The sequence below is a fragment of the Actinosynnema sp. NPDC004786 genome, from assembly GCF_053601135.1.
In genome coordinates this window covers 186070-198918 of the sequence record NZ_JBSGBG010000011.1, presented here as the reverse complement: position 1 = coordinate 198918, position 12849 = coordinate 186070, and the positions used below count along the sequence as shown (strand labels likewise).

Here is a 12849-nt window from a genome sequence, read left to right as displayed (position 1 = left end):
GCACATGGCACACCAGGAGCCGGTCAACGGCTTCGCTGTCGCGGTGGTTCGTGAGGACGGCCGGTGGCGGTGCAGCAAGATGGACAGCTCGGCGTTGTCCGAGCTCGACGCGGCGATCACGGAGCTGCGCCAACTGCGCTCGACGGGTGCCGTCTTCGGGTTGCTGGCGGTGGACGACGAGTTCTTCATCATCCTGCGCCCGGTGCCCGGCGGGGTGTCCCTGCTGCTGTCCGACGCCGCGGCGGCGCTGGACTACGACATCGCCGCCGACGTCCTCGACCTGCTGCGGGTCGACCCGCCGGACGAGGAGGACGAGGAGCTGTGGCCGGAGGGCGACCTCGCCGTGCTGGCCGACCTCGGCATGCCGCAGCACGAGATGCAGGTGATCGTGGACGAGGTGGACCTGTACCCGGACGAGCAGCTGCAGATGATCGCGCAGCGGTGCGGCTTCGGCGACGAGTTCACCAAGCTCCTGGACAGCATCCAGGCGTGACGGGCGGGCCGGCGTGATCAGCCACGCGTCCGACGAGGCGATGGTCGAGGCCGCGCTGGCGGTCGCCGCCGAGGCGCCCCGGACCGGGGACATCCCGATCGGCGCGGTCGTCTACGGCCCGGACGGGGCCGAGCTGGCCAGGGCCTGCAACGCCCGCGAAGCCCTCGGCGACCCGACCGCGCACGCCGAGGTGCTGGCCCTCCGCGCGGCCGCCGCCGCCCACGGCGACGGCTGGCGCCTGACCGGCTGCACCCTGGCCGTGACCGTGGAGCCGTGCACGATGTGCGCGGGCGCGCTGGTCCTGGCGCGCGTCGACCGCGTCGTCTTCGGCTGCTGGGAACCCCGCACCGGCGCGGTGGGCTCCCTGTGGGACGTCGTCCGCGACCGCCGCCTCAACCACCGCCCCGAGGTGGTCGGCGGCGTCCTCGAACGCCGCTGCGCCGCCCTGCTGGAGTCCTTCTTCGCCGACCTCTGACCCACCCACGCCCCTGACCAGCGCCGACGCCGTTCGCGGCCCCCCGTTGGGTGACCAGTCGGCGGTCTTGTATTGTTCTCGGCGGTGGCGTGTCCGAGCGGCCGAAGGAGCACGCCTCGAAAGCGTGTGAGGTGCAAGCCTCCGTGGGTTCAAATCCCACCGCCACCGCTGCTCAGAGCCCCGGTTGCCGATCACGGCAACCGGGGCTCTGGCGTTCGGCGGCATTCCCGGTGGCCATGGCCCTCGACGCGGTGGAAGCGGCTCGTGGTCCACGTCCGGGTGGCAGGTCGTCGGGAGCGGTGCGGGCGGTGGGTCCGTCGCGCGGCGGATCGCAGGTGGAACGGTCGGCGTGGCGCGGAGTTGCCATGTGCGGGAACCCGAAGGTGCCCCGTCGGTGCGGCACGGCGGGTCCGCTGCGGTGTGAACGACGGCTCCGCGCGTCGAGACGGGTGGTCCGGGTCGCGGGCACGTCCACCGCGCGCACGGGCGCCGAGCCGGGCCTCGTCAGGTCCGGGTCGGCGCCCCTGTGGTGCGTGGCGTGCCCGGACCGGCGCTGGGAGGGCCACCGGGAGGCACGGCCATGACCCTACCCTACGTTCGAACACACGTTCGAGGACGGGTAATGGTCAACCGTTAGTGACGGTGTCTTCCGCCGTTCACTCGATCCGGGGAGGATGCGCGCACCCGCCCACTACGGAGGATCCGTTGAGACCTACCCCGCTCCGCGTCGGACTGGCGGTCACCGCCGCCTCGGCCGTGTCGTTCGCCCTCGTGACGCCGATCCACGCGGCCCCGAGCCAGGACGCCCTCATCGCCGAGGTCTACGGCGGTGGCGGCAACTCCGGCGCCACCCTGACCCAGGACTTCGTCGAGCTGGGCAACGCGAGCGCCGCGCCGGTCGCCGTGAACGGCTGGAGCGTGCAGTACCTCCCGGCGAACCCGGGCGCCGGGAGCCAGTGGCAGGTCACGCCGCTGACGGGGTCGATCGCGGCCGGCGGGCGGTTCCTCGTCGCGGAGGCCAAGGGGGCGGGCGGCACGGTCGAGCTGCCCGCGCCGGACGTCGCCGGCACGATCGCGATGAGCGGCACGGGCGGCACGATCGCCCTGGTCACCGCGACCACGCCGCTGACCTGCAAGACCGCCGCGGACTGCGCCGCCGACCCGCGCGTGCGCGACCTCGTCGGCTACGGCTCGGCCACGGTCGTGCGGGAGACCACGCCGACGGCCAACCTGAGCAACACCACCTCGGCGGCCCGCGCGGCGCTGACCGACACCGACAACAACTCGGTCGACTTCACCGTCGGCGCGCCGACCCCGGTCAACTCGAAGGGCCAGGGCCCCGGCGGACCCGACCCGGACCCGGAGCCCCAGCCCGGCGACAAGCGCATCCGCGACATCCAGGGCACGACCCGCGTCTCGCCGCTGCTCGGCCAGAAGGTCGCCGGCGTGCCGGGCGTCGTCACCGCGACCCGCGACACCGGCGACCGCGGCTTCTGGATCCAGGACACCGCCCCGGACGACGACCCGCGCACCAGCGAGGGCGTGTTCGTCTACACCGCGGGCCTGGTCCCGACCGTCGAGCCGGGCGACGAGGTGCTGGTCTCCGGCACCGTCGCCGAGTACCGGCCGGGCGGCGACGCGGCGAGCAACTCCAACCAGACGCTCACCGAGATCACCGGCGCGACCGTCACGGTCAGGTCCAAGGGCAACGCCCTGCCCGCGCCGGAGGTGCTGAACCCGCCGGCGGGCTACCTGCCCACCGCGAACGGCGGCAGCATCGAGGCCCTCCCGCTCGACCCGGCGACCTACGGCCAGGACTACTACGAGTCCCGCGAGGGCATGTACGTCCAGGTGGCCGACGCCCGCGTGGTCGGCCCCACGAACAGCTTCGGCGAGACGTGGATCACCACCAACCCGACCCAGAACCCGACCGCCCGCGGCGGCACGATCTACCTCGGCTACGACCAGCCCAACAGCAGCCGGATCAAGGTCAAGGCCGGCTCCGCCACGCCGCCGGTGAGCAACGTCGGCGACGTGTGGCGCGGCGCGACCGCGGGCAACGTCGAGTACACCAACTTCGGCGGCTACACCCTGGCCACGAAGTCGGTCGGCGAGCACGTCCCCGGCGGCATCACCCCCGAGGTCACGGACCCGCAGCGCGCTTACGAGCTGTCGGTGGCCACCTACAACGTGGAGAACCTGGCCGCCTCCAACGACCAGGCCAAGTTCGACCGCCTCGCCGCGGCCGTGGTGGCGAACCTCAGGAGCCCGGACGTCGTGGTGCTGGAGGAGATCCAGGACAACAACGGCGCGACCGACGACGGCACGGTGGCCGCGGACGCGACGTTCACCCGGTTCACCGACGCCATCGCGGCCGCGGGCGGCCCCCGCTACCAGTGGCGCCAGATCGACCCCGTGAACAAGGCCGACGGCGGCGAGCCCGGCGGCAACATCCGCGTGGCGTTCCTGTTCAACCCCGCCCGGGTGTCCTTCGTGGACCGGCCGGGCGGCGACGCCACCACCGCGGTGTCCGTCGTCAAGCAGCACGGCCGGGCCGCCCTGTCGGTGTCGCCGGGCCGTATCGCGCCCGCCGACCCGGCGTGGAACAGCAGCCGCAAGCCGCTGGCCGGCGAGTTCAAGTTCCGCGGCCGCACGGTGTTCGTGGTCGCGAACCACTTCAACTCCAAGGGCGGCGACCAGGCCATGCACGGCCGCTACCAGGAGCCGGTGCGCAGCTCCGAGGTGCAGCGCGCCCAGCAGGCCGCGCTGCTGCGCGGGTTCGTGGACCAGGTGAAGGCCGTCGACAAGGGGGCCAACGTGGTCCTCGCGGGCGACATCAACGACTACCAGTTCTCGCCGGTGGTCCGGGCCCTGACCGGCAACGGCGACGTGGTGGCCCTGATGGACACCCTGCCCGCGGCCGAGCGCTACAGCTACGTGTTCGAGGGCAACTCGCAGACCCTCGACCACATCCTGATCAGCGCGAACATCACCCGGTACCGGTACGACGTGGTGCACGTCAACGCCGAGTTCGCCGACCAGGCCAGCGACCACGACCCGCAGGTCGTGAAGCTGCGCCCGAGCACGGGCAACGCGCAGGTCGACCGGCTGGTGTTCCTCGTGGAGGACATCGTGGAGCACCTGCCCCGGCACTGACCCGGGCAGCGGGAAGCCCCCTCGGACGCGAGTCCGAGGGGGCTTCCGCGCATCAGCCCCGCGCGGGCGCGAGCACGGCCGGCGCGGGCGCGGCCGTGGGCACGGCGGTCGCGGTGGGCGCCGGCGACGCGGTCGGCACGGGCGACACCGTGGGCGCTGCGGTCACGGTCGGCGCGGGCGTGGCCGTCGGGGCTGGCGCGGGAGTGGCCGTGGGCGCGGGCCGGGTGGTCGTCGGCGGCGTGGGCACGTCGGCGCACTCCGCGTCCGCGGGCAGGTCGGCGTACTCGTCACCGACGAAGTAGACGGCGCTCGACCACTGCGTGCCGCCGTCCTGCCTGCCGATGTTCAGCCAGACGTCGTTGGTGTAGCCGTAGTCGGTGATCGACTCGCCGTGCGCCCAGCAGTACGCGCCCACGGTCGTGCCCGCGCGGACCGGGCTGCCCGCCGCCGGCAGGCACGCCGTGGAGGGGCAGATCCGGACGTTGACGTCGTGCCACGCGGTGGCCTCGTACGCCGGCGGCCCGCTCGCGCCGACCTCGGCCGCCGGCTGGGCGAGCGCCGCGGCGCCGGCCGCGAGCAGACCCGAAGCGGCCAGCGCCGCCACCGCGACCGTCTTGACGATCCTCATGGACGTTCCTCCCGGTAATCGGTCGATCACTGGCTTGAACGCCCCGGGGTGGCGCGCACGTTGCACGGCCGGACGAGACAGTGCCCCGGTCGCCTGTGGGCGACCGGGGCACTGGTCTGCGGAGGATACGGGATTTGAACCCGTGAGGGGGTTAACCCAACACGATTTCCAGTCGTGCGCACTAGGCCGCTATGCGAATCCTCCGTGGCGGAGTCTAACGGAGGTGCCGTGCGGCTCCCAAAACGGGTGGTCGGCTCCATCGGTCGCCTATGGGTTCGGTTAGGCTTGCCTAATGAAGCGTGGTCTCGTGGTGCTGCTGTCCGCCCTGCTCCTGGCCGCCTGCGGCGGGGGCGAACCCGAACCCGAACCGGCCGCCGCCGGGGTGACGGTCGACACCCGGTTCGGTCCCGTGACGGTCGAGGAGCCGCCCACGCGGGTGGTCGCGCTGGGCTGGTCGGACGCCGAGACCGCGCTGGCCCTGGGGGTGCGGCCGGTGGGCGCGAGCGACTGGCTCGGGTTCGGCGGCAAGGGCGTCGGGCCGTGGGCGGAGGGCCTCTACGAGCAGGCCCCGACGCTGCTCGGCACCACGGAGATCGACTACGAGGCCGTCGCCGCGCTCCAGCCCGACCTCATCCTCAACACCCGGTCGGACAACGACGAGCGCAAGCACGAGACGCTGTCCAAGATCGCGCCCACGATCGGCGCGCCGAAGGACGTCATCCCCTACGGCACGTCGTGGCGGCAGCAGGTGGAGATGGTCGCGAAGGCGCTGGGCAAGGTCGCCGAGGGCGAGAGGATCATCGCCGACCTGGACGCGAAGTTCGCCGCGAACCGGAAGTTCGAGGGCAGGACCACCGTCGTCGGCGCGTACTTCGACGGCAAGTTCGGCGCGTACGTGTCCGGCGACGCCCGCACCGACTTCATGAAGGCCATCGGCTTCACGCCGCGGCAGGACGTCGAGGACCTCGCGTCCGGCACCTTCTACGTCGACATCTCCGCCGAGCGGCTGGACCTGCTCGCCGCCGACCTGACGGTGCTGTTCCCGATCGGCGGCGACGCGTCCGCGCTGAAGGCCAACCCGCTGGTGCCCGCCAACGCGCTGGTGCTCGAGGACGAGGACCTGGTCAACGCCTTCTCCAGCGGTTCGTCGCTGGGCATGGCGTACGCCCTGGACCACGCGGTCCCCCTGTTCACCGCCGCGCTGGCGGGCTGAGGGGTCAGCCCGCCCAGAACCCCGCCACGAACAGCAGGTAGATCGACCCCTGCACGAGCGTCGACGCGTACAGCGAGCCGTGCAGCACGGGGCGGAGGGCGGGCCTCCGCTCGGCCGCCAGCACCATCGCGAGGTAGATCACCAGGCACGGCACCAGGTAGCGGTGCACCGACACCACGTTGCTGTTCAGCGTGAGCATCACGAACGACGCGAGCCCGAACCCCGCCAGCGGCAGGCCGTCCCGGCGCAGCGCCACGACCACGTAGACCGAGGCCGCCACCAGCACCGCCAAGCCGGTCAGCGGCAGGATGTGGCTCATCAGCTGCCACCCGTCCGGGTGACCGGACGCGAGCGCCCGCCACGAGGTCGACACCTCGTCGGAGAGCGTCGCGACGATGTTCGGGTTCAGCACGTGGTAGGCCCACGAAGCCACCCCGTCGTAGGCGTGCATCATCGCCAGCGCGTCGTCCTTGACCAGCCACAGGTGCAGCGCGTACAGCGCGAAGCCCAGGAAGGCGGCGGGGAACAGCAGCAACCGCCAGGACAGCAGCCCGCGCGGCCGCCACTCGCGGGAGCGGAAGAACTCCAGCGCGCACAGGCCCACGAACAGGGCCGCGGTGATCCGGGTGGCGGTCAGCGGCACCAGGCACAGGGCCATCCACCCCCAGCGGCGGCGCAGCGCGAACAGGTACGCCCAGAACCCGAGGGCGCAGAAGACCGCCTCGCTGTAGAACGCGTGCAGGAAGAACGCGGCGGGCGCGGTGAGGAACGCCACGACCACCAGCCAGGCGGCGCTCTCGCGCAGGGGGAAGTGGCGGGCGATCCGCAGCAGCGCGGTGGCGGCGAGCCACGTCGCGACGCCGTTCACCGCCATGCCGGCCGCGAGCGGGCCGAGCAGCCCGAACGTCGCGGCCTGCACCAGCCACACCAGGAGCGGGAAGACCGGGTAGAACGCCGTCAGCCACGGCGCCCGCGGGTCGACGTAGCCGCCGTCGGCGATGTTGCCGAAGCTCTCCGAGTCCCACCGGAACGTGTGCGACAGCAGGGTGGCGTCCGGTCCGAGGACCCGGACCGGGTACCCCTCGTCGACCGGCAGGGCGCCCTGGAACAGCACGGCGACCGCGGTGAGCACCGCGTGCCAGGCGAAGACCAGCGCGAACGTCCGGGCCCAGTCGGAGGACAGCGCGCGGCGCGCCCGTGACGGGCGTCGGTCCGCCACCGGTCCCGCGGTCGCGGCGACCGTCACCTCCGGTGATCCCGCGTCCACGGCCGACGTCGCCGAGGACTCGACCTGAGCGGTCATGGCGCGGCATCCCCTCGCTTGAAGACGACCCTGCTGTAGAGCGTGTAGTTCCACGCGAAACCGACGACGAGACCCGCCAGCTTGGGCGCGACCACGCCCGCCGGGTCGGGAGGGCCGTCGAGCGCCGCGCCGGTGGCGAGGATCACCAGGGGTTGCAGGACCCACAGGCCGAACGCGGTGACCAGGACGAACAGGGACAGCTGGCGGCGCACGTCCCCGCCGTCGGACCGGAAGGTGTACGACCGGTTCAGGGTGAAGCTCAACGCCATGCCGGCCGAGGTGGACAGCAGGTTGGCCACGAACACCGGCAGGCCCGCGAGCACCAGGGCGGTGTAGCCGACGAGGTCGACCAGCGTGTTCGCCGCACCCACCACGCCGAACCGGAGCTTGGTCGCGGTGGACCCCTTCACCGCGATCCGCTCGACTCGGTCAGGGCGTAGGGCTGCTCGGTCAGGTCGCGCGAGGGCGCCGTGAAGACGTTGGCCACCGTGTAGAGCGGTCGGCCCTGGGACTGCGCGTACGTGCGGCCGACGTAGCTGCCGAGCACGCCCAGCATGACGATCTGGATGCCGCCGAGGAAGAACATCGCGATGGTGAGGAACGCCCAGCCGGGGACGGCGGTCTCCGGCGCGAGGACCTTGACCCCCGCCGCGTACAGGATGCCGAGGAAGCTGAGGAACGAGATGGCGTAGCCCATGCGGCTGATGAGCTTGAGCGGCGCCACGGAGAAGCCCAGGATGCCGTCGGCGGCGAACCGCAGCATCTTGCCGAGCGGGTAGCCGGTCGTGCCCGCGTGCCGGTCGTCGCGGTCGAACAGCACCCCGGTCTGCCGGAACCCGACGTAGCTCACCAGCCCGCGCAGGAAGCGGTCGCGCTCGCGGAACTTGCGCAGCTCGTCGACCACCTTGCGGTCGATGAGCCGGAAGTCGCCGGTGTCGCGCGGGATGTCGATCGAGGCGATCTTCTGGAGGACCAGGTAGAAGGCGCTCGCCGTGACGCGCTTGAACCAGCTGTCCCGGCGGGAGCGGCGCTGGGCGTAGACGACGTCGTAGCCCTCCTCCCACTTCGCGATCAGCTCCAGGCTGACCCGCGGCGGGTCCTGCATGTCGCTGTCCATGATGATCACCGCGTCCGCGTCGACCAGGTCCAGTCCCGCGGTGACCGCCATCTGGTGGCCGAAGTTGCGCGATAAGTCGATCACCGTGACGCGGTCGTCGCGCGTCGCCACCTCGTGCAACCGCGTGAGCGAGTCGTCGCGGCTGCCGTCGTTGACGTAGATGAAGCCGACGTCGTAGCGATCGGCGAGGGGCCGGACCACCTCGGAGACCGTGCTGTGCAGGAGCGCGATGTTCTCCGCTTCGTTGTAGATCGGGAAGATGTAGGTCACGGATCTCTTCGCGGTCACCTGCGAAGCCTGGTCGGCCACGGGACTGCCCGCCTCCCTGTCGTGCGGTCGATTCGGCGAGGGCGCAGTCCTGGTTGGAACGCGCCGGCATCGTCGACGGAACTGCACGTCCGGGTGACACCCCTTGCGCTCTCGCGGCGATCATCGTAGGGGTGCCGCCGACCGCTCAGGTGAGGCCCGGGTTACGGTCGGAAGGCGACCGGCTACACTGGACGCGGACCTCGTGCGGCACACATCTCGCGAACCTCCCCAGGGCCGGAAGGCAGCAAGGATAAGCGGGCTCTGGTGGGTGCACGGGGTCCCCTTTCGTTGTCGGACCCTCCCGGTAAGGTCGCCGACGTGGCGCTCGCCCTCTACCGCAAGTACCGTCCGGCGACCTTCGGCGAGGTCGTCGGGCAGGAGCACGTCACCGAGCCGCTGCGCACCGCCCTGGCAGCGGGCCGGGTCAACCACGCGTACCTGTTCTCCGGGCCGCGCGGCTGCGGCAAGACGTCCAGCGCCCGCATCATGGCGCGCTCCCTCAACTGCGTGAACGGGCCGACGCCGGACCCGTGCGGCGAGTGCAACTCGTGCGTCGGCCTCGCGCCCAACGGGCCGGGCAGCGTGGACGTGGTCGAGCTGGACGCGGCCAGCCACGGCGGCGTGGACGACGCCCGCGAGCTGCGCGACAAGGCGTTCTACGCGCCGGCCGAGTCGCGGTACCGGGTGTTCATCATCGACGAGGCCCACATGGTCACCACGCAGGGCTTCAACGCCCTGCTGAAGATCGTGGAGGAGCCGCCCGAGCACCTCATCTTCATCTTCGCGACCACCGAGCCGGACAAGGTGCTGCCCACCATCCGCTCGCGCACGCACCACTACCCGTTCCGGCTGATCCCGCCGAGCTCGATGCGGGCGCTGCTGGAGCGCAACTGCGCGGCGGAGGGCGTGGCGGTCGAGCCGTCGGTGTTCCCGCTGGTCATCCGCGCGGGCGGCGGGTCGGCGCGGGACACGCAGTCGGTGATGGACCAGCTGCTGTCCGGCGCGGGCCCCGAAGGGGTGCGCTACGACCGGGCGATCGCGCTGCTCGGCGTGACCGACGTGGCGTTGATCGACGACGTGGTGGACGGCCTGGCGCAGGGCGACGGCTCGGCCGTGTTCGGCACCATCGACCGCCTGGTCGAGGCGGGCCACGACCCGCGCCGCTTCGCCTCCGACCTGCTCGACCGGCTGCGCGACCTCGTGCTGCTGCACGCCGTGCCGGACGCGGCGGAGCGCGGCCTGGTGTCCGTGCCGGACGACGAGCTGGCCAAGATGCTCGCCCAGCGCGACGCGACGCGACCCGCGACCGTCACCCGGTGGGCGGAGATCCTGCACCAGGGGTTGACCGAGATGCGCGGCTCGACCGCGCCCCGGCTGCTGCTCGAACTGGTGACCGCGCGGATGCTGCTGCCGTCGGTCGGCGACGTCGAGTCCGGCCTGCTCCAGCGCGTCGAACAGCTGGAACGCCACGGTCCGCCCGCCGGCGGGTCGGCGGGTCCCGCGCCGGAGACCCGCTTCCAGCGCCCGTCCCAACGCGCCGCCGAGCCGGCCGCGCCGCAGCCCCAGCCGCCGGCCCCGGTCGCGCCCGCCCCGGCCACGCCGGCCGGCCTGCCCGCGCCCCCGGTGCTGAAGTCGGCCGCGATGAGGTCCGTCGGCGCGCCGCCCGCCGGGGAGGCGTCGACCGGGCGACCGGCTGCCGCGCCGTCCCCGGACGCGGCGCCGCCGCCGCACGCCGGCGCTCCCGCCCACACCGCCCCACCTGCCCACCCCGCCCCGGCGAGCGCCGCCCCGCCGAGCGCCCCGCCCGCCCACACCCCCGAGCCGCACGCCCGTCCCGCGAGTGCCGCGCCCACGGGTTCGTCGCACGCCGCGCCGCCGCACGCCGGTTCGCCGAGCGCCGCGTGGCCCGCGTCCGCGCCGCAGCCCCCGGCGGCCGCCGCGCCGACGCACCGGGAACCCGCCGCCCCGGCGGCGGCGCCCTCCGGTGGCATCGACGCGGTCGAGGTGCGTCGTCGCTGGTCGGAGCTGTTGGGCGTGGTGCGCGGCGCGAGCCGCAGCACCGAGGCGATGCTGACCAACGCCACCGTCGCCGACGTCGACGGCACGACGGTCACCCTCGCCCACACCTCCGCCCCGCTGGCCCGCAGGCTCGCCGAACCGCGCAACGCCGACGCCATCGCCGCCGCGTTCGCGCAGGTCCTGGGCGGCACGTGGCAGGTCCGGTGCGTGCACGGCGAGGCGAGTGCCGTCGCGCCGGCCCGGCCCGCGCCGCAGAAGCCGCAGCGCCCCGCGCCGACCCGGCCGAGCCAGGCGCAGGCCCGCCGCCCGGAGCCGAACCGCTCCGCGCCGGCCGGCCGCCCGCCGGCGGACGACATCCCGCCGCCCCCCGAGCCCCCGGAGCCCGATGAGCCCCTCCCGCCGGAGCCGGTGGACGAGGAGGAGATGCTGGCCGAGGCGGCCCTGCCGGGCGACGCGGACGACCAGCGGCTCGACCCGGAGGCCGTGGTGCTCAAGCTCCTCGCCGACGAGCTGGGCGCTCGCCCGTTGAAGGGCTGATCGACGCGACTACGCTGGCGAACGGCGGCAGACCCCGAAGAGAGGAACCCGCGGTGCAACCCGGTGGGCCCAACATGCAGCAAATCCTCCAGCAGGCGCAGAAGATGCAGCAGCAGTTGGCCGCTGCGCAGCAGGAGCTGGCCGAGGCCGAGGTCACCGGCACCGCCGGCGGCGGTCTGGTGACCGCCGTCGTGTCCGGCGGCGGTGAGCTGAAGAGCCTGAGCATCGACCCGAAGGTGGTCGACCCGGACGACGTCGAGACGCTGTCCGACCTGGTGGTCGCGGCCGTGCGCGACGCCAACCGCGCCGCGCAGGAGCTGGCGGCCCAGAAGATGGGCCCGCTGGCCAGCGGCATGGGCGGGATGGACGACCTGGGCGGCCTCGGGAAGCTGTTCGGCTGATGTACGAGGGGCCCGTCCAGGACTTGATCGACGAGCTCGGCCGGTTGCCGGGCGTCGGTCCGAAGAGCGCGCAGCGCATCGCCTTCCACCTGCTCGCCGCGGACCCGGCCGACATCGGCCGGCTCCAGGACGCGTTGCAGAAGGTGAAGGACGGCGTGGTGTTCTGCGACGTGTGCGGCAACGTCTCGGCCGAGGCGACCTGCCGCATCTGTCGCGACCCGCGCCGCGACCTGAGCCTGATCTGCGTGGTGGAGGAGCCGAAGGACGTGCTGGCGGTCGAGCGGACCCGCGAGTTCAAGGGCCGCTACCACGTCCTGGGCGGCGCGCTCGACCCGCTCTCGGGCGTCGGTCCGGACCAGCTGCGGATCAGGCAGCTGCTCACCCGGATCGGCACCGAGGTGTCGGAGATCATCATCGCCACGGACCCGAACACCGAGGGCGAGGCGACCGCGACCTACCTGGTGCGGATGCTGCGCGACTTCCCGGGCCTCACCGTCACCCGGCTCGCGTCGGGCCTGCCGATGGGCGGCGACCTGGAGTTCGCCGACGAGCTGACCCTCGGCCGGGCCCTGTCCGGCCGGCGCAGCATGTGAGGATCGTCGCGGTCGACGGGCCGTCCGGCTCGGGCAAGTCGACCTACGCGGCGCGCCTGGCCCTGCGGCCGGGCGCGGTCGTGGTGCCCACGGACCACTTCGCCACCTGGACCGACCCGGTGTCGTGGTGGCCGCGCCTGGTCGCCGACGTCCTCGACCCGCTCCGGCACGGCCGCGAGGCCCGCTACCGGCGCATGGACTGGACGGGCGGCTCGCCGAAGCCCGGCGACCTGGTGCGCGTGCCGGTGCCGGAGGTGCTGGTCATCGAGGGCGTCTCGGCGGCCCGCCGCTCGATCGCGCCGCTGCTGGACGAGGCGATCTGGGTCGAGGTGCCCGACCCGGAGGAACGGCTGCGCCGGGCCGTGGCCCGGGACGGCGAGGCGAGCCGCGAGCACCTGCGGCGCTGGCAGGCGTTCGAACGGGGCTGGTTCGCCGTGGACGGCACGAAGGCCCGCGCCGACCGGATCATCACGCCCGACTGACCACGACCCGACCCCGGGCACCGGCGGTCGAGTCGCCGACGTCCGACCACTCGACGCCGAGCACCCGGCGGTCGAGTCGCCGACGCCCCGGCAGCCGACGCCCGGCATCCGATGCCCGAGCAC

At 73.2% G+C, this 12849-nt stretch carries 12 protein-coding genes, 2 tRNA genes and 1 other RNA gene; 10 read left to right on the top strand and 5 right to left on the bottom strand.

Annotated elements, in window-relative coordinates; translation table 11 throughout:
• Positions 1 to 4 precede the first annotated feature (4 nt).
• The 4 genes from ACWEFJ_RS12645 to ACWEFJ_RS12630 all read left to right on the top strand — a co-directional run bounded on the left by ACWEFJ_RS12645 (position 5) and on the right by ACWEFJ_RS12630 (position 4124).
• Positions 5 to 493, top strand: coding sequence for a tRNA adenosine deaminase-associated protein (locus tag ACWEFJ_RS12645; protein WP_378084086.1), 489 nt, complete (start codon positions 5 to 7; stop codon positions 491 to 493).
• Between the two features lie 40 nt (positions 494 to 533).
• Positions 534 to 968, top strand: coding sequence for a nucleoside deaminase (locus tag ACWEFJ_RS12640; protein ID WP_378084178.1), 435 nt, complete (start codon positions 534 to 536; stop codon positions 966 to 968).
• 83 nt (positions 969 to 1051) lie between these two features.
• Positions 1052 to 1136 (top strand) — tRNA-Ser (locus tag ACWEFJ_RS12635).
• A gap of 537 nt (positions 1137 to 1673) precedes the next feature.
• Complete coding sequence (locus ACWEFJ_RS12630) at positions 1674 to 4124, top strand: endonuclease/exonuclease/phosphatase family protein (protein WP_449713820.1); 2451 nt, start codon at positions 1674 to 1676, stop codon at positions 4122 to 4124.
• Between the two features lie 52 nt (positions 4125 to 4176).
• Here the strand turns inward: ACWEFJ_RS12630 and ACWEFJ_RS12625 are convergent, their stop codons facing one another.
• Together ACWEFJ_RS12625 and ACWEFJ_RS12620 are read right to left on the bottom strand one after the other, a co-directional pair.
• Positions 4177 to 4752, bottom strand: coding sequence for a hypothetical protein (locus tag ACWEFJ_RS12625; RefSeq protein WP_378084083.1), 576 nt, complete (start codon positions 4750 to 4752; stop codon positions 4177 to 4179).
• Positions 4753 to 4871: 119 nt separating this feature from the next.
• Positions 4872 to 4956: transfer RNA gene (locus ACWEFJ_RS12620), tRNA-Ser, on the bottom strand.
• An 88-nt stretch (positions 4957 to 5044) separates the two neighbouring features.
• Between ACWEFJ_RS12620 and ACWEFJ_RS12615 the strand changes: the two genes are divergently transcribed.
• Positions 5045 to 5965: an iron-siderophore ABC transporter substrate-binding protein gene (locus ACWEFJ_RS12615; protein WP_449713819.1), complete on the top strand. Its 921-nt coding sequence runs from the start codon at positions 5045 to 5047 to the stop codon at positions 5963 to 5965.
• 4 nt (positions 5966 to 5969) lie between these two features.
• Here ACWEFJ_RS12615 and ACWEFJ_RS12610 read toward each other — a convergent pair whose 3' ends face one another.
• The 3 genes from ACWEFJ_RS12610 to ACWEFJ_RS12600 are packed head-to-tail and all read right to left on the bottom strand — an operon-like array spanning position 5970 to position 8673.
• Positions 5970 to 7268, bottom strand: a complete 1299-nt coding sequence (locus ACWEFJ_RS12610) for a mannosyltransferase family protein (protein WP_449713818.1) — start codon at positions 7266 to 7268, stop codon at positions 5970 to 5972.
• Positions 7265 to 7678 carry a GtrA family protein gene (locus tag ACWEFJ_RS12605; RefSeq protein WP_449713817.1) on the bottom strand — a complete coding sequence of 138 codons (414 nt, stop codon included), beginning with the start codon at positions 7676 to 7678 and terminating at the stop codon, positions 7265 to 7267. The genes ACWEFJ_RS12610 and ACWEFJ_RS12605 overlap by 4 nt, the downstream gene beginning before the upstream one ends.
• On the bottom strand, positions 7675 to 8673 hold the full coding sequence (locus tag ACWEFJ_RS12600; protein WP_378098003.1) for a glycosyltransferase family 2 protein: 999 nt from the start codon (positions 8671 to 8673) through the stop codon (positions 7675 to 7677). Before ACWEFJ_RS12600 ends, ACWEFJ_RS12605 begins: the two co-directional genes overlap by 4 nt.
• Positions 8674 to 8886: 213 nt before the next feature.
• On the opposite strand from ACWEFJ_RS12600, the gene ffs reads away from it, so the two are divergent.
• From ffs to ACWEFJ_RS12575, 5 genes are all read left to right on the top strand, one after another.
• Positions 8887 to 8981: signal recognition particle sRNA small type (gene ffs, locus ACWEFJ_RS12595), an RNA gene on the top strand.
• Between the two features lie 31 nt (positions 8982 to 9012).
• Positions 9013 to 11250 carry a DNA polymerase III subunit gamma and tau gene (locus ACWEFJ_RS12590; RefSeq protein WP_449713816.1) on the top strand — a complete coding sequence of 746 codons (2238 nt, stop codon included), beginning with the start codon at positions 9013 to 9015 and terminating at the stop codon, positions 11248 to 11250.
• Positions 11251 to 11324: 74 nt separating this feature from the next.
• Complete coding sequence (locus tag ACWEFJ_RS12585) at positions 11325 to 11651, top strand: YbaB/EbfC family nucleoid-associated protein (protein ID WP_378082958.1); 327 nt, start codon at positions 11325 to 11327, stop codon at positions 11649 to 11651.
• Positions 11651 to 12244, top strand: a complete 594-nt coding sequence (recR, locus tag ACWEFJ_RS12580; RefSeq protein WP_378082957.1) for a recombination mediator RecR — start codon at positions 11651 to 11653, stop codon at positions 12242 to 12244. Before ACWEFJ_RS12585 ends, recR begins: the two co-directional genes overlap by 1 nt.
• Positions 12241 to 12726 (top strand): uridine kinase family protein, encoded by a 486-nt coding sequence (locus ACWEFJ_RS12575; RefSeq protein WP_378082956.1) that lies wholly within the window; start codon positions 12241 to 12243, stop codon positions 12724 to 12726. The genes recR and ACWEFJ_RS12575 overlap by 4 nt, the downstream gene beginning before the upstream one ends.
• Positions 12727 to 12849: the final 123 nt, after the last annotated feature.